Genomic DNA, 15,873 nt, shown 5'->3' with positions numbered 1-15,873 from the left:
GACAACGTTGGAAAGCGAACACGTTTTTAAGAAATGGAGGACTTGGGTCTAGCGGTCGTCGGTCTCGATCTGGACACCGATGGTGTCAGATTTGCGCAAGGACAGAGCACTGCCGCGCACTTTGATTTCGATTGGATCACCAAGAGGTGCAATGCGCATAACCGTGAATTCGGCTCCACGGGTCAGGCCCATGGCCATCAATTGCTGTTTATACGCTCGGTTGGCTACATCCAGCTTGGCGATACGACCATGATCTCCGGTCGTGAGATCATTAAGAGTAGCAATCATCGACTGACTCCATTTCTTCACTTGGATCGGACGTTCTGTCGGCTTCCCCGTACGGCAGATGTTCGAATTATTGAGAATGACTTGCAAATTCATCCTGCTAATCAAGCTCAATGTCAATTGATATGCATCAAAAAAAGTAAAAAACTTGAAAAAAAGATACAAATTATTACTGAATCAATTGATAACGACTATCGGGTTAAGTATATGAACTTATATTAGTTTTGATTTATTCTAAAGTAAGACAAAGCAATCACTTATCCATGAACGAGTTCTTCAAGGTCGACCCCATGATATTGTTTGGTTTGGTCCAAAACAACATGACTAGCGATCTGCATCTTGCCGCCCACCTGCACAAGCAGGTCTTCGGTCACTGCGTGATAGCGCTGGATGTCGGTGCAGACAAACCGCACCAGATAATCAAATGACCCGCTCATCTTGAGGCATTCGACAACATCGGGCAGTTCGGCAATGGCCTTTTCAAATGTCGAGAAAATCGAATGATCGTGATCGCGTATCGTGATCGTCGCAATCACGGTGACATGGCGGCACAGAGCCTCAAGATTGATCAGGCCGAGATAGCCACTGATCAGACCGATATCTTCCAGCCGCTTGACCCGCTGCAGACAGGGGCTGGGTGACAGTCCCACGATCTCCGACAGAGCCTTGTTTGTAATACGGGCGTTTTTCTGAAGCTCATCCAGAATATGCAGATCAATTCGATCGAGCTTGGAGCTTTTGCGCGGCACGCTTTTTGATCCTTGTTTCAAATGGGAATACGAAACATTATTCCACAATAGCCTTACTAGTTACAGGAAATTGCGCGTTAATCAAACCAAGTCAGTGCGATATTGCGGCGCACATTATCGGGTAATCCACTCATTTGTTCGAGATATAAACCAAAAGAGGATAACAAAAAATACCTGTCCGGGCATTTGTATGAGGAAATGAAATGGTTGGCGCTGACCAGATCTTGCGCTCGCCTTTAGGTCGTGCAAGCATGCTTTACAAAATAACAATAGTTTCTCGTTCTTTTCACAGTCGGAGGATAATTTAATGAGAAAAGGTGGATCACTTGATCGCCGTTCGGTTCTGACCGGGCTTGCGGTCGGTGGCGCAGCAACGTTGGCCAGTCCGGCCGTCGTCAAGGCCAGCGAGTCGATTGTCTGGAAAATGCCCATGTCCTGGCCCAAACAGTTGCCAGGGGTCGGCATCAATGGTGTTCGCTTTGCAGAGCGTGTCGGCAAGATGTCTGGCGGTCGCCTGACAATCAAGGTGTTTGGTGCTGGCGAACTTGTGCCCCCCCTTGAAGTGTTCGATGCTGTTTCCAGTGGAGCGGCAGAGATCGGCCACGCAACCTCCTATTACTGGCAGGGCAAGGATCCTTCTTTCCATTTCTATACCGGCGTTCCTTTTGGCCTCACTCAGATCGAGCATGCAGCATGGCTGCGCTTCGGCGGTGGTCAGGAGCTGTGGGAACGAGCCTACGATCCCTTCAACGTGATCCCCTTCTATGCCGGTGCGTCTGGCACGCAGGCAGGTGGCTGGTTTGCCAAGGAGCTCAAAAGCCTTGATGATTTGAAAGGCCTGAAGATGCGCATCGCCGGCCTTGGCGGCGAAGTCATGCGTCGCCTTGGGGTTTCGGTCATCATGCTGCCGGCAACGGATATTTTCACCTCCTTGCAGAATGGTACCATTGACGCGGCCGAATGGGTCGGCCCGTGGAATGATCTGGCCTTCGGTCTTTATAAGGTGGCTCCACACTATTACATGCCTGCTTTCCATGAGCCTGGCGCGGGGCTCGAGATCATCGTCAACAAAGACAAGTTCATGGAACTGCCTGAGGATCTGAAGGCGATTGTCAAGGAGGCTGCCCAGTCCACAGCGCTCGAAACCATGGCAGACTACCAGTATCACAATGCAATGTCCTTGCGTCCGTTGTTGGCCAAGGAAGGCGTCCAGATGCACAAGGTTCCCGAGGAACTGATGATGGCCATGGCCAAGGAATCAAAAGGCGTGCTTGAAGAGGTTGCTGACAGTTCCCCGCTTGCTGGCGAGATTTATGACAGCTTCCTGAAATATCGCGATATCGCTAGCGAATATATCATGAATGCCGAATGGGAGATCGTACGCATGCGGGCGATGGCGATTGAAAAAGGCCTGATCTAGCCTTTTCACCGCGTCCAGACACGATTGGACCTGTAATTTTTAAAAACCCGGTCTTTTACGGCCGGGTTTTTGCATTTCTGACTGGATATTTTGCCCAAGCCATGACATAGGCATCAAAAAGCCTCTTCTCTCATGGAAGAGCTAAGGGTATAAGCGCTGCCATGACCAAACAAAGCTTCGACAAAATCCGCAACTTTTCCATTATCGCGCATATCGATCATGGGAAGTCCACGCTTGCCGACCGCCTGATCCAGTATACTGGAGGGCTCACTGAGCGCGAGATGCGCGAACAGGTGCTCGATAGCATGGATATCGAGCAGGAACGCGGCATCACGATCAAGGCTCAGACCGTTTCTCTGAAATATGAGGCGGACGATGGGGAGACCTATACGCTCAACCTGATGGATACGCCGGGTCACGTTGACTTTGCCTATGAAGTCAGCCGGTCTCTGGCTGCCTGTGAGGGTTCGCTGTTGGTTGTTGACGCCTCTCAGGGGGTCGAAGCGCAGACGCTGGCCAATGTCTACCAGGCCATCGACAATGATCACGAGATCGTGCCGGTTCTCAACAAGATCGACCTGCCTGCCGCCGAGCCAGAGCGGGTGCGTGCACAGATCGAGGACGTGATCGGTATCGATGCTTCGGAGGCCATTGAAGCCAGTGCCAAATCCGGCATCGGCATCAAGGAGACTCTGGAAGCCATCGTGAAGCGTCTTCCCGCGCCCGAAGGCGACAAGGAAGCTCCGCTGAAGGCTTTGCTGGTTGATAGTTATTATGACGTCTATCTGGGCGTTGTGGTTATCGTGCGCATCATCGACGGGGAGCTTAAGAAGGGCGACAAGATCCGCATGATGGGCACCGGAGCATCCTATGATGTGGACCGTATCGGTATCTTCCGGCCCAAGATGACGGACGTGCCTGTTCTTGCGCCCGGCGAAGTCGGGTTCCTGATCGCGTCGATCAAGGAAGTGGCTGATACGCGCGTTGGTGATACCATAACCAATGTCAAGCGCCCATGCGAGACGATGCTGCCTGGCTTCCGTCCTGCGCAGCCAGTGGTCTTTTGTGGCCTTTTCCCGGTTGATGCCAATGATTTTGAAGATCTGCGCGGCGCCATGGGCAAGCTGCGGCTCAATGATGCAAGCTTTTCCTTCGAGATGGAAACATCCGCTGCGCTTGGCTTCGGTTTCCGCTGCGGCTTCCTTGGCCTCTTGCATCTGGAAATCATTCAGGAGCGTCTTTCCCGCGAGTTCGATCTCGATCTTATCGCCACCGCTCCGAGCGTGGTCTACGAGATGGAGATGACCAATGATGAAATGATCACCCTGCACAATCCGGCAGACATGCCTGATGTGGTACGCATCAGGGAAATCCGTGAGCCATGGATCAAAGCCAATATCATGACGCCGGATGAATATCTGGGCGCCATTCTGAAGCTGTGTCAGGAGCGGCGAGGCGTGCAGACCGACCTAAGCTATGTCGGCTCCCGCGCCATGGTGCAATATGATCTGCCGCTCAACGAAGTGGTGTTCGATTTCTATGATCGCCTCAAGTCCATTTCCAAGGGCTATGCCAGCTTTGACTATCAGCTTGCTGATTACCGCGCGGGTGATCTGGTGAAGATGTCGATTCTGGTCAATGACGAACCGGTGGATGCACTTTCGGTGCTGGTGCATCGCTCTCAGGCTGAAATCCGTGGCCGCTCCATGTGCGAGAAGCTTAAGGATCTCATTCCGCGCCACATGTTCAAGATACCCATTCAGGCCGCCATCGGTGGCCGCGTCATTGCCCGTGAGACAATTTCCGCCATGCGCAAGGATGTAACGGCCAAATGCTATGGCGGTGACGCCACCCGAAAGCGCAAGCTGTTGGAAAAGCAGAAAGCCGGCAAGAAGAAGATGCGCCAGTTCGGCAAGGTGGAGATTCCGCAGGAAGCCTTCATCGCCGCGCTCAAGATGGATAGCTGAGCGGCGTCAGGTGTTTCTTCTGAAATGAGGATTTGGAAAGACGGGCCCATCACGGCCCGTTTTTATAGCCCGATCGCCAAAACAGCGGCTGGGGAATCTGGTTGACGGAACAGGCGCAAAGGCAAACGCCTGAACCGCGCCTTTACTGGGCGGCACAACAGCTGGAGATATCGCTTCTTTTAGCCGCTTGTGATCGATCAATTGTCACCATATTGCGCCCGTTATTCTTGGAACGATAGAGCGCCCGATCAGCCCGCTTGAGCAGGGCATAGATATCATCCCCTTCCTGAAGGCGCGCAACGCCAAAGCTGGATGTGATCTGAACCTTGTTGCCCTCGGCTATAATGGTGGTGTTCTCGATCATCTCGCGGATGCGATTGGCTGCACAGGCTGCCGCAAAGAAGCTCTGACCCTGAATGAGCACGGCGAATTCCTCGCCACCAAGCCTGCCGATAAAGTCGCTTTCACCAAGAGCGATCTTGGTGACGGTCTTGATAACCTGATCTCCGACATCATGACCAAAGCGGTCATTGACGGACTTGAAGTGATCAATGTCGAACATGATCGCCGAGACGGGGTGGGCGTCCCCCTGCTTTTCTATCAAGGCGTGGGCCTTTTCAAAGAACGCGCGTCGGTTATACAGATTGGTCATGGGGTCACGGTTTGCGAGCTGTACCAACTGCTTTTGAAGCATGATAACGCGCTCGGCCACACGCAAACGGGCCAAAAGAATATCTTCCTGAAGGGGTTTATGTAGAAAGTCGTCTGCGCCGCTATCCAGAGCTTCCACCAGCATATCGGCGTTGGTATATTCTGAGATGGCAACCACATACATGGCTTTGCGCTCGGCGGCCAGGATGCGGCAGTTCCAGCAGATTTCCAACCCCGATGCGTCTTCAAGATTCAGAGAGACAATCACAACATCAATATCGGGGGTTTTCTGCACAAATTCCCAGGCGCTATCGCCACAATGAAAGGCAAAAACGCTCTCCCGTCTCTGTTCGAGAATGGTGCGGATTGCTTCGCGATCTTCGTCGTTGTCTTCAACCAGTACGATTCTCATGCAGTTCTTAGCGCCCTTTTGCCAAATGTCCCCTTCAATTCTCGGGAGGTTACTTCACGAGAAATGCTTCAGCTTTCCTCGGACCCTAGTGGGAATTTTACAAGAAATTCTGAACAGGAGATCGAGAAAGCTGTTGATCACGCTTTAAAGCGGAAGAAAATAAAGAAAATCTTGCAACTGCCTAATTTGATAAGGAAATTCGCGAAAGAAATGTATAGAAACCCGCCCTTCAACCAAGGCGGATTCAAGCTTTTAGTACACGTCTAAGGAGATTTTGTACCTAGATGACGGGTTCTATTGTCTGAAGAAAGTGATCTGCTTCAACAAGGGCGCGATCTCTTTTGAAACGCAAGCGGTGCAAGTCCCACTCCAGAGCGTCTATATCGCGGGCAACGCGTCTGAGGCTCTTGCGCTTCTTGTCTTCCTTTTTGGAAGCGCGCAGCTCGGCTCGTTCGGTTTTTAGGCGTGTCAGTTCTTGCTCTTTCTCAGCAATTTCGGTTTCGGTTTCATGCAAGGCACTGCCGCGCAAATAGCCGCGCATGAATTCCGGTTCGCTTGCTGGAGGACAGATCTGACGGTAGGAATAGCCGTTCCGCCCGACGGAGAAACCGTTTGACGGAGTACAGTAGCTTCTCAGGCCTTTTTGGTAGCCGATTTCGTAAAGCTTCTTGTCTGGCGCAATATCATATTTCGAGCAGGCTTCGATATGCTCGGAAAAGCGCGTGGCATCGCGTCCTTCCATGGCGTCATTGGCACCAACGGCACCCCAGTCGCCGGTCTGGCATTCCTCTTGAGAAAGGCTCGCGCAGCCAGCCAACAGGGGCAACAACAGAAAAAGGGCAGGGAAGCTGCGCATGGTGATGTCTCGTCTTTTAAAAGTCTTCAAGGCTCGAAATCCGTAAAATCACTTGAATTTCAGATAGATCCCGTAACAGATGCTCTGCTCGAAGCGCGCATGAGTCAAGTATGAAAGAAATTTTCCCGCGCTCTATATATGGTTAACAATTTATGTATAGGATCGCAATCATGGAAACCTTCACGAGGCGGAGTTGCACCATGCGATTATATCGAGCAGCAAGTAAGAGGGACAAGGCGATTTTAGCGGACGGGCGGGAGACGCCCTTTATGCCCAGATGGATCAGCCGTTTTGCCCTGTTGGCTGGCTGCCTTTCCTTGTCGATTGCCTTTGGCACCAAGGATGAAGCCTTGGCGCAAACGCCAGCCAAGGTGCTGTTTGGCAAAGAGAAACTTCCTGCCAATTTGCAGGCCCGTGCCATAGGCTCCTACGCCAAGGGGTGTCAGGCCGGGGCCGTCGCCTTGCCCGTTGACGGACCCGCATGGCAGGCCATGCGCCTGTCGCGCAATCGCAACTGGGGGCAGCCGGTTCTCATTCATTTTCTGGAGAAGCTGGCGGCCGATGCCAAGGCATATGACGGCTGGAATGGCCTCTTGGTGGGAGACATTGCCCAGCCCCGTGGTGGCCCCATGACATCGGGGCACGCATCCCATCAGATCGGTCTGGATGCGGATATCTGGTTGCGCCCCATGCCTGCGGGCCGCTTCTCTAAAAAAGAGCGCGAATCTGTATCGGCCATTTCCATGCTCAAGAGCGGAACGCGCACCGTCGATCCCGACAAATTCACCGCAGCCCATTTTCGCCTGATCAAGAGGGCAGCATCTACGCCCGGGGTTGCGCGCATTTTCGTGCATCCCGGTATCAAGAAGGTCTTGTGCGACATGGCCGGAAGTGATCGTAATTGGCTGCGACAGGTGCGTCCATGGTATGGCCACCATTATCACTTCCATGTCCGGCTTGCTTGTCCTCCGGGCCAAGCGGGATGTAAAAATCAGGCGCCGCCGCCTGCGGGTGACGGCTGCGGCAAAGATCTGGCCTGGTGGTTGTCTGATGCGCCATGGACACCGAAAAAGCCAGATCCGAAAAAACCGGTAGTCAAGAAACGTGCCGTGACACTGGCAGATCTGCCCGATGCCTGTCGCGCTGTTCTGGCCGCAGCCCCGACACCAGGCGCTGTTGTCGCCTCATCCGAGATTGGCGATGCGGCTTATGTGCCCATAGAGGCAGACAGAACCCTGACGGTCCTGCCTAAGCCGCGACCGCTATATTATTGATTTCAAGGTTTGCCTGAAAGTTTGCTTACAGACGTTGCCCCGCGCCGATGGAGCTATTGGCCGGGGCAACTCACGCCTGTGCCTCCAAGGCCGCAATAGCCGTTCGGATTCTTCGCCAGATATTGCTGGTGATAGTCCTCGGCATAGTAGAAGGGACCGCTGCGCTTGATCTCGCTGCTGATGGCGCCATACCCTTGCGCCGCCAACGCGTCCTGATAATCCTGTCGCGCATGCTCTGCGGCCATGAGCTGCTCGTCTGAGGTGACATAAACAGCCGAGCGATATTGCGTGCCAATATCGTTGCCCTGACGCATCCCCTGCGTCGGATCATGATTTTCCCAGAAATGCTTGAGAAGAGCTTCGAATGGCAACAGCTTGGGATCATAGACCACCAGAACAGTTTCGGCGTGGCCGGTTCTGCCGCTGCATACCTCCTCATAGGTCGGGTTGGGCGTATAGCCGCCACTATAACCAACAGCGGTCACGTAAACACCTTCAAGCTGCCAGAACACACGCTCTGCCCCCCAGAAGCAGCCCATGCCGAACTGCACCTCTTCACAAGACGCGGGGAAGGGCGGCTGCAGAGGTCGACCAAGCACGAAGTGGGTTTGAGCTGTCTCAAGCGGCGAAGAGCGTCCAAGCAGGGCCTCTTCTGGATTGACCATTACCGCTTTCGCACGTTGAAATCCGAACATGATCGTCTCCTCTTGCTGATCAAGCATAATAGCATGAACATCACAGATAGGTCTGTTAAGGCTAAGGGGCAAGGTGGGCCTACGCGCCTCAACTTCTATCTGCTTGTAGGGCCACGCACTAGATACGGATCACTTTCGGGCGTCGCTTCCGCCCTAGATAGACAAAGAGCATGCCGATTACGCCCACGACCAGCCATGCCGGAGCCATCAGAATCCACTGCACAACAGGGTCCCAGATCAGCGGATGAACCGTGCGCTGGATGAAAGCCTGAGCCATGACGAGGCTGTCCCGATTGATCTCGAACCAGGTATCTCCCAGTGATTTCATCACAATAGTATTGGCTGCGATCGAACGGACACCATCAAGCACCAGAGCCAATAAAGACAGGGCGCAGATCCAGAGTCCGATAAAGGAAAACAGAAAACGAATGACTCTCAACGAACCAGCCTTTCCAAATCACTGCCTTGCGGCCAGAGCAGCAGTCTGCCCTCAATGCAATATACTTTAGAGAATGAACGCATCAATATCATATTTGTTACAAATCGGTTGGAAGTTTTTATTTTAGAAAGATCCGTAAAATTGACAAGGGATAACGTGTCGCGTCAGCCTGCTGAAGGATCACTTTTGATGCGTCTTTCCTTTTTCGTGGCGTAAGGGGCCGTCTTTACACTTAAAAAACACCAGCAAAACAGCGTTTTAGCCACCTTTGCAAAGGAAGCTGTGTTTTCTGTCAACAGATTGAAGTTTAGTGGCTTGCGTTCGTGCTTTTTTTGGCTATAGTGCGCCCACACTTGAGGTACGGAGAGGTGGCCGAGTGGTCGAAGGCGCACGCCTGGAACGCGTGTAGGCGGGTAACCGTCTCCAGGGTTCGAATCCCTGTCTCTCCGCCATGACCCTTCCAAGGTCAATAACTTCAATAACATCTTGATACGTCAACACTTTGACTTCTCGTTGCTCCATCAAACTGGTACAGTGGAGCCATGGAAAAGATGTCAGGCCATCCCCGTTTATACCGCCGCAACGCTACCTATTATCATCGCGCTGTCGTGCCGGTAGACATTCAAGAAACTTACGGAAAAACCGAAGAGAAGTTCTCGCTCAAGACCAAGGACTACCGAGAAGCCTTGAAGCTTGTTCGAATCGCGGCTGTCGAAGTCGATCAACGTTTCGATGAGCATCGGGCTAAGCTTGCCTTGGAAGCGGCGCCTCCGACCAAAGAACTGTCTGATGAGCAGATAAAGCAGTTCGGTGATGTGGCTTATCATAGCTGGCTCTACTTTGATGATTGGATGCGTGAGCGAGGGTTCGGACAGTCAGCCGGACTCAGCGAAGAGGATGTTGCCAAAATCTTCGAAGATTATCGCTCGGGTATTGACGCAAGGATGCGCTTGCACAAGGCGCACTATGCCAGAGGGCAGGTTCGCTCGATTGACGAAGAGATCGCCCTAGATTTCCTGAAAGATCTGATGGGGATCAAGCTGGATCCTGCATCTCCGAGCCTTCGCAAGGCTGTCATTGAGAACCAGAAGGCGGTTATCAGAGCACAGAAAGCCATTGCTGAAAGGGCGGAAGGCGAAGTCATCGAGACGCCACCAATGCCCGCTGTTGACAAAGAGCCGTTCGCTCAAAGTTCTGTGATTTTGTTGTCCGATGCGGTTCGAGACTGGGCAGCAGAAAAGGCCAAGACAAGCTGGGTTGCCAAGACAGAGCGAGAGCATCGTGTCTGGATGCAGCATTTCATCGAGACCGTAGGCGACAGACCTCTTGATGACTACACCAAGGCGGACGCCCGGGCATTCAAAGCCGCGTTGATGCAGATCCCGCCAAATTGGAGCAAGCATAAGCCTTTGCAGGGCATCACAAAGCTGACAGAGGCGGCAGAGAAAGCCAACAAGATTGGTCTGGCCGCGATGTCCGACAGGAATGTCAACAAGATCCTTGGCTTTGTCGGCTCATTCTGGACGTGGGCAGAGGGGCAATACGATGAAACCCCTGCCAATCTCTTCAAGGGCGTAAAGCTGAAGATCAATAAGCGAGCCAGAGATGACCGTGATCCCTTCACGATGGATGAATTGAAGGCGATCTTCTCGGCCCCCGTCTACACGGGCTGCAAATCCCTTCGTGAGTGGAATCGGCCCGGAGACCTCGTGCCACGTGATGCTGGCATCTATTGGGTGCCGCTGATCAGTCGGTTCTCAGGCGCTCGCATGGGAGAAATCATTCAGCTTCGGGTGGCTGACGTGAAGGAGGAAGGCGGCATTGCCTATCTCAGCGTCAATGCAGAAGAAGAGGATCAGCATCTGAAGAACCTCAATTCGTGGCGGTTGATCCCGATACACCCCAAGCTGATCGAAATGGGGTTCTTGAAACTGGTTGAGCGTAGGCGGGCAGAGAAGGCTGAGCGGCTTTTTCCAGACCTGAAGAAGGGCAAGGATGGCTATTATTCCTCGCCATTTTCAAAGCACTTTAATCGGTTCCTTCGAAGCGTCGGAGCCAAGCGGGACAAGACGTCCTTCCATAGCTTCCGACACAATTTCGAAGATGCCTGCCGCGACAATGGCGTCTCCAAGGAGCTTATGGATGCCTTGCAAGGTCATGGTGAACGCGGCATGTCTGGGGGCGCTACGGCAAGGGATACAGCCTCCAGCGGCTCGATGAGGCTATGCGCAGGGTAGCGTATCGAGGGCTATAACTGAGATGCTTGATCACTTTCGACGATTGCTCTTGCGCAGGAAATCCCGATCATATCCAAAGCTAGAAAAGAATTGCCACTGTTCATCGTTTAGCAAATCGAGAACTTCTCTGGCGGGGTAAAGCGTCATTCCGTAATCTTCCGCTTTTGGTGGCACTCTCGGATGTGGTCGTTTTTTTGCAATTACTCGTCGAAGCTTAAGAGCAGGATGATCGAAATAGTGAGGTGACATCTGCTCAATGGATTGGAATGTCGCGCTAACGACGGCGTCTGCGAGCTGAAGTCCTGCCATAGACCTTGCTGGGGCGCGAATAATTAGGTCTTGTTGCAACACGTCTTGCTTAATTTGTTTTTTCTTCAAGAAGGTATTGCCATACCGTGCTTGGTCTTGAAGCTTTTGCACGTACTCTTTGAAGTGCCCGAAGTGCCCGAAGTGGTGCCCTCTCCTGCTTGCCATTACGATCTTTAAAGTAGGTTTCTCAAGCTTTTTGGCCTGAGCGTGCTCATAGACGAACTCCGTAACTCGTTCCAATAGCAAGCGAACAACGAAGTTGTAGAGTATCTGGCGCGGGTCTGTCTGGCTGTTTTCGGCGCGAGGATTTCTATAGCCGACCATTGTCTTTTTGAATGAGCAAACAACGAAGGCTCGAGCCGAATAGGTGGATAGTTTTTCGCAGATCTTAACTCTGTTCCTTGGCTTGTAGTTCCGGTAATGTAGATGTCCGCCATCACGACCGCCAATTTCTCGCAGAAGAGCGTCTCTTCGTGAATCTAGTTCGGATTCCAGCTCGGCTTTGATGAGATACCCGCCCAAACAGAGCCATTCTGAGTTTCCGTTTGCATTTGTAGGCTTAAGCGCTTCAGTTTTGTCGTCACCTGCTTCGTCTACAAATAGTACATACTGGTAACTCATAACTTCCTCTTTGATTGTATGGGTAAATTATACATCTTCAAATAAACAAAATAAACTCACTCGCAGTTCTTAAGTGAACTTATGGGTGGTAAATCGTCTCTTCTCAAAAAGTATACATTCTGCGACAGACTCTTGACGGGTCTCTTTTCATGTCTCATAACGTAATTCTCGGAATGCTATAGGAGTTGTGAGAATGGTCGTTGTTGGATACGCGCGTGTGTCGAGCCTTGGACAGTCGTTGGAGGTTCAGAAGAACAAACTCAGGGAAGCCGGAGTTGAGAAGCTGTTCGAAGAGAAGCGCTCAGGCGTGGACACAAACCGACCGGCCCTGAAGCAATGCCTTGAGTATCTGCGAGAGGGTGACACACTCGTCTTCACGCGCATCGACCGATTGGCTCGAAGTGCTGAGGATTTGCTGCGGATCACCCGCCAGCTCGATAATAAGGGCGTAACCGTTCGGGTGCTCGATCAATCTATCGATACCTCTGATGCCGCAGGGAAAGCCTTTCTGGGCATGCTTGCAGTGTTTGCAGAGTTCGAGACCAACATCAGGAAAGAGCGGCAGATGGACGGGATCGCCAAGGCAAAGGCGAAAGGAACGAAGTTCGGACGCAAGCCAGCTCTGACCGAAGAGACTATTTCTGCAATCCGTCAGTCCCGAGAGGATGGCAAGACCGTGCCCCAGATCATGAAAGAGACAGGTCTGTCGAAAGCGACGGTTTATCGGGCGTTAGCTGTCGCCTGACGGCAATCTGAAGAGATCTCCCAAAGAGTGTGCCTATTGAGGGAAAAGCGCCTTTTGCGCCCTCATCGTCACAAACCAATTGCATGCACAAATTGCCACCCCTGTCGGACCTGCTTTCGCGGTGGATTTGTCATGCAGCACACTCAAGGAAACTCATGAAGACAAAGAACTTGACGTTTAGGCTTAACGCGACCGACCTCTTCCGATTTGGGGTTATCATCGATCATCTCAACAGCAACGGAGCAAATGCTAAACAAGTGGATGCGCTTCGGCTTGCTCTGCTGCTTGCCGTTGAGCAATTGCAGAATGATAAGAGGAGGGGTGCTGATGCAGACTGATGCAAACTCTCTCCCCAAACTGCCACCGCTCTGGGCAGGCTCGGAGTTGATGAAGATGGACTTTCCAGAGCCAGAACACTTGCTCGGCAAGTGGTTGCCTTCCGGTTCTCTCTGCATGATTTATGGATCAACAGGCATAGGCAAATCTTGGTTTGCAATGTCGGTTGCTCTGGCAGTCGCGAACGGTCGAGATCTGCTGGACTGGGAGGCATCGGAGCCAAGAAGGGTTGCCTACTTTGAAGCCGAAATGAACCAAGCGGAGACGAAAAGCCGACTGGTTGCACTGAATGGTGGCCCTCTGCCTGACTTCTTTATGCTTTGCTCGGGGACTGGGCCGCAGGGGGCACTCCCTTCGATTGACGACCGAGAAGCGCAAGACCTGTATCTTGAACAGATCCTTGAACACGACATCGAGGTCGTGGTGTTCGACAACCTCTGCTCCATCGTCACCGAAGCATCCATCAGCGAAGACACCACGTGGCTACCCGTTCAGAGCTTCTTTCGTGAACTGCAGAGCGCAGGCATCACAGTCTTGCTTGTCCATCATGCAGGCAAAAACGGGGACTATCTCGGAACATCCCGCATGACCCAGAACATGAACACGGTCATTGAGGTGTCGCGGCCCCAAGGTACACCTGGTGGCAGTGGCGCAGTCATTGAGATTGACTTCAAGAAAGATCGTGGCGGCGGAGGTAATCCGGGGCAAACCCTCAAGCTGATCGAAGGGGAGACTGGCGGCTTGGGCTGGCAAGTCATCGGAGGCTCGTCAGTGGACCCGGTCGAAGAAGCTATCGAGGCGCTCGAAACACGAGAATTTGCCAACCAGCAAGAGTTGGCGGATCACCTTGGCATCAGTCAGCCCAAACTGTCCGGCCTATTCAGCAAGGCGATGAAGAGCGGACGGCTGGAGCAAGGGGAACACAACAAGATTTTCCATCAAGTACGAACAGAGCGAAAGACGAACAGTGAACAGGACGAATAACCGCAAGGGCTGACTTATCAGCCTTATCAGCATGTCGACGTGGGAGGATGTTGTAGTGTCATGCTGCAACACCTCCAGTGAATAGCCGGTCCCGATCAATTATTATTTTATTTCTCTCCTAGAGGAATAATAATCGGGGCTGGTCCTTTACTGCTCGCTCCGATCTGTTTTTTCGCTTTGCGCTTGCCATGTTTCGATTAAAAACAGGGCCATCGATCCAGCAAGGTTTACAGTCAATGCTGCATGGCGAGCTTGGTAGGCAACTCGCGATCTTCGCCCAGCATGCGCATCGCCTCCCCTATTTCTAAGGGAACCAATGTAGTGTAAGCGGTGAATTTTGCTCCAGAAAATTGTATCAACCCCATCGTAGCCGCTGCACTCAGAATTTCCCCCATACCCCCCCCAGTAGCACAAACCGCTGTACAAGTCGGGCTTGATGCTGGTACAAGATTATGCTACTCTTACTTCAAGCAATGAGAAGTTAAGTGTATGAATTAATTGAGAATTATTGCGGTTTGGCGAATGTCCCTGTCTCTCCGCCATTTCCTGCTGCCCATTTGATTCCCCTATACAATCTAGACCTCATGCGCTGCATGCTACAAATTTTGATACAAAGCTTGTTTCAAAATGAGTGTCGCTATGCAGATGGCAAAGCTAGGTAAGAACATCGATTTTTATCGCGGGCAGTAAAGCGCAAGGGTAACCGTGCCGGACCGGCTACGGCCCTTTATTGTCAAGCCCGACGGCACACCTCGCACCACATTGCAAGAGCGCTTGGGCACGGACCCGAGGCAAGCCAAGAAGCGCTCTTATGCCATTTTCGCAAGCTGCTGTGATTCTTTTGGACGAAGCAAAATCCCTGCGCGAGAATGCATGAAAAAGAGACGCGAGGCTATCCTTGACGACTTCTCTTGCAATGTGGTGGTTTGGAAGTTGTGCACCATCATGAAGGTTCATGATGTCACCGACACCCTCAATCTAGCCCCGGTTGACGTCTACTCCGGACGAGGACAGGCCATTCTGAAAAATGGGAAAGAATTAAGCAGAAGACAATCCAACCGCGCCGCTTGCAACATCAATCACAAGCAGCTTAAATCGCAAACACTGATGAGCAGAAGCCTCAAGCCATAACCACCAACATCAGTGCTAAATCATTCGAAAACAGAAAGGATCTGCTGAAATGCCGGATGTGGAGGTTCCTCGTGAGAGGTGAAGACCGAAGGCAGGCCATCATGTATCGATTGGTAGCGCGTAGAGCCATCGATATCGGCGCTCTGTCTGGGCGGTTTATCTGATTTCATAGGTCATGAGTGGACCGCCTCGGACAACAATCAAAAAAATAGTGTGTCCGAGGATCTGAAGGACGCAGGATTGAAGCTACTGTGGCAAGGAAATGAAGCATGTCCCCTACACCTAACCTCTGGATTGGTACGAGCTGGAAGATGAACAAGACGTTGGCTGAGGCAGTCGCCTTTGCCAATCATCTGAAGGCCGCCGAGCCAGTGCGGGATCCTCGCATCCAGAGGTTTGTTGTGCCACCCTTTACGATGGTACGCGAAGTAAAGGCTTTATTGGCCAATAGCTCAGTCAAAGTTGGTGCACAGAATATGCATTGGGAGGAGGCTGGAGCCTGGACGGGCGAGATCTCTCCACTGATGTTGACCGATTGCAATCTTGACCTGGTTGAACTGGGCCATTCGGAGCGGCGCAAATTCTTTGGCGAAACCAATGAGACAGTCGGATTGAAAACCAAAGCTGCCATAAGTCATGGATTGACACCGCTGATCTGCATCGGGGAAACTCTTGAACAGAAAGAAGCTGGACACGCGCGCGATATTCTTGAGGAGCAGGTCCGTGGGGCGCTCGGCAAGCTGTCATATGAACAGAAATCTA

General features: G+C 52.2%; 16 protein-coding genes and 1 tRNA gene (1 of these 17 running past the window's edge). 9 read left to right on the top strand and 8 right to left on the bottom strand.

Features of this window, described 5'->3' with window-relative positions; genetic code table 11:
• Window positions 1-48: 48 nt before the first annotated feature.
• A complete protein-coding gene (locus tag ACKPCT_RS17015) occupies window positions 49-288 on the bottom strand; it encodes a FeoA family protein (RefSeq protein ID WP_090072605.1) in 240 nt (79 codons plus the stop codon).
• A 254-nt stretch (window positions 289-542) separates the two neighbouring features.
• A complete protein-coding gene (locus tag ACKPCT_RS17010) occupies window positions 543-1,034 on the bottom strand; it encodes an Lrp/AsnC family transcriptional regulator (RefSeq protein WP_090072607.1) in 492 nt (163 codons plus the stop codon).
• A 307-nt stretch (window positions 1,035-1,341) separates the two neighbouring features.
• Between ACKPCT_RS17010 and ACKPCT_RS17005 the strand changes: the two genes are divergently transcribed.
• Both ACKPCT_RS17005 and lepA read left to right on the top strand, forming a co-directional pair.
• Window positions 1,342-2,454: a TRAP transporter substrate-binding protein gene (locus ACKPCT_RS17005; protein ID WP_090072609.1), complete on the top strand. Its 1,113-nt coding sequence runs from the start codon at window positions 1,342-1,344 to the stop codon at window positions 2,452-2,454.
• A 161-nt stretch (window positions 2,455-2,615) separates the two neighbouring features.
• Entirely contained in the window at window positions 2,616-4,421 is a 1,806-nt protein-coding gene (lepA, locus tag ACKPCT_RS17000) for a translation elongation factor 4 (protein WP_090072611.1), read from the top strand.
• A gap of 142 nt (window positions 4,422-4,563) precedes the next feature.
• On the opposite strand, the gene ACKPCT_RS16995 is transcribed toward lepA, so the two are convergent.
• Together ACKPCT_RS16995 and ACKPCT_RS16990 are read right to left on the bottom strand one after the other, a co-directional pair.
• A complete protein-coding gene (locus ACKPCT_RS16995) occupies window positions 4,564-5,484 on the bottom strand; it encodes a GGDEF domain-containing response regulator (protein ID WP_319567490.1) in 921 nt (306 codons plus the stop codon).
• A gap of 280 nt (window positions 5,485-5,764) precedes the next feature.
• Window positions 5,765-6,370, bottom strand: a complete 606-nt coding sequence (locus ACKPCT_RS16990) for a DUF2799 domain-containing protein (protein ID WP_139229259.1) — start codon at window positions 6,368-6,370, stop codon at window positions 5,765-5,767.
• A gap of 239 nt (window positions 6,371-6,609) precedes the next feature.
• Here ACKPCT_RS16990 and mepA point away from each other — a divergent pair, with 239 nt between their 5' ends.
• A complete protein-coding gene (gene mepA / locus ACKPCT_RS16985) occupies window positions 6,610-7,614 on the top strand; it encodes a penicillin-insensitive murein endopeptidase (protein WP_319567489.1) in 1,005 nt (334 codons plus the stop codon).
• Window positions 7,615-7,667: 53 nt separating this feature from the next.
• Here mepA and msrA read toward each other — a convergent pair whose 3' ends face one another.
• Together msrA and ACKPCT_RS16975 are read right to left on the bottom strand one after the other, a co-directional pair.
• A complete protein-coding gene (gene msrA / locus ACKPCT_RS16980) occupies window positions 7,668-8,309 on the bottom strand; it encodes a peptide-methionine (S)-S-oxide reductase MsrA (protein WP_319567488.1) in 642 nt (213 codons plus the stop codon).
• Window positions 8,310-8,427: 118 nt separating this feature from the next.
• A complete protein-coding gene (locus ACKPCT_RS16975; protein WP_090072621.1) occupies window positions 8,428-8,748 on the bottom strand; it encodes a hypothetical protein in 321 nt (106 codons plus the stop codon).
• Window positions 8,749-9,110: 362 nt separating this feature from the next.
• Here ACKPCT_RS16975 and ACKPCT_RS16970 point away from each other — a divergent pair.
• Together ACKPCT_RS16970 and ACKPCT_RS16965 are read left to right on the top strand one after the other, a co-directional pair.
• Window positions 9,111-9,200: transfer RNA gene (locus ACKPCT_RS16970), tRNA-Ser, on the top strand.
• 99 nt (window positions 9,201-9,299) lie between these two features.
• On the top strand, window positions 9,300-10,985 hold the full coding sequence (locus tag ACKPCT_RS16965; protein ID WP_319567487.1) for a site-specific integrase: 1,686 nt from the start codon (window positions 9,300-9,302) through the stop codon (window positions 10,983-10,985).
• A gap of 30 nt (window positions 10,986-11,015) precedes the next feature.
• Here ACKPCT_RS16965 and ACKPCT_RS16960 read toward each other — a convergent pair whose 3' ends face one another.
• Window positions 11,016-11,915 carry a DUF3800 domain-containing protein gene (locus ACKPCT_RS16960; protein WP_319567486.1) on the bottom strand — a complete coding sequence of 300 codons (900 nt, stop codon included), beginning with the start codon at window positions 11,913-11,915 and terminating at the stop codon, window positions 11,016-11,018.
• 193 nt (window positions 11,916-12,108) lie between these two features.
• Between ACKPCT_RS16960 and ACKPCT_RS16955 the strand changes: the two genes are divergently transcribed.
• Complete coding sequence (locus tag ACKPCT_RS16955) at window positions 12,109-12,660, top strand: recombinase family protein (RefSeq protein WP_319567485.1); 552 nt, start codon at window positions 12,109-12,111, stop codon at window positions 12,658-12,660.
• Between the two features lie 327 nt (window positions 12,661-12,987).
• Window positions 12,988-13,980: an AAA family ATPase gene (locus ACKPCT_RS16950; RefSeq protein WP_319567484.1), complete on the top strand. Its 993-nt coding sequence runs from the start codon at window positions 12,988-12,990 to the stop codon at window positions 13,978-13,980.
• Between the two features lie 147 nt (window positions 13,981-14,127).
• On the opposite strand, the gene ACKPCT_RS16945 is transcribed toward ACKPCT_RS16950, so the two are convergent.
• Window positions 14,128-14,394, bottom strand: a complete 267-nt coding sequence (locus tag ACKPCT_RS16945; protein ID WP_407652495.1) for an abortive infection family protein — start codon at window positions 14,392-14,394, stop codon at window positions 14,128-14,130.
• A 459-nt stretch (window positions 14,395-14,853) separates the two neighbouring features.
• Between ACKPCT_RS16945 and ACKPCT_RS16940 the strand changes: the two genes are divergently transcribed.
• Entirely contained in the window at window positions 14,854-15,111 is a 258-nt protein-coding gene (locus ACKPCT_RS16940; protein ID WP_319567483.1) for a hypothetical protein, read from the top strand.
• A 269-nt stretch (window positions 15,112-15,380) separates the two neighbouring features.
• A protein-coding gene (locus tag ACKPCT_RS16935; protein ID WP_090072668.1) for a triose-phosphate isomerase crosses the window boundary here: on the top strand, window positions 15,381-15,873 show its 5' portion. It continues 293 nt past the right edge of the window; the window shows 493 of its 786 coding nt (coding positions 1-493); its start codon is at window positions 15,381-15,383; its stop codon lies beyond the right edge, outside the window.

It is taken from the genome of Cohaesibacter marisflavi, assembly GCF_963665895.2.
GTDB lineage: Bacteria > Pseudomonadota > Alphaproteobacteria > Rhizobiales > Cohaesibacteraceae > Cohaesibacter > Cohaesibacter marisflavi.
Note: the sequence above shows the minus strand (reverse complement) of the source record. Positions and strands in the feature narration are given on the sequence as shown.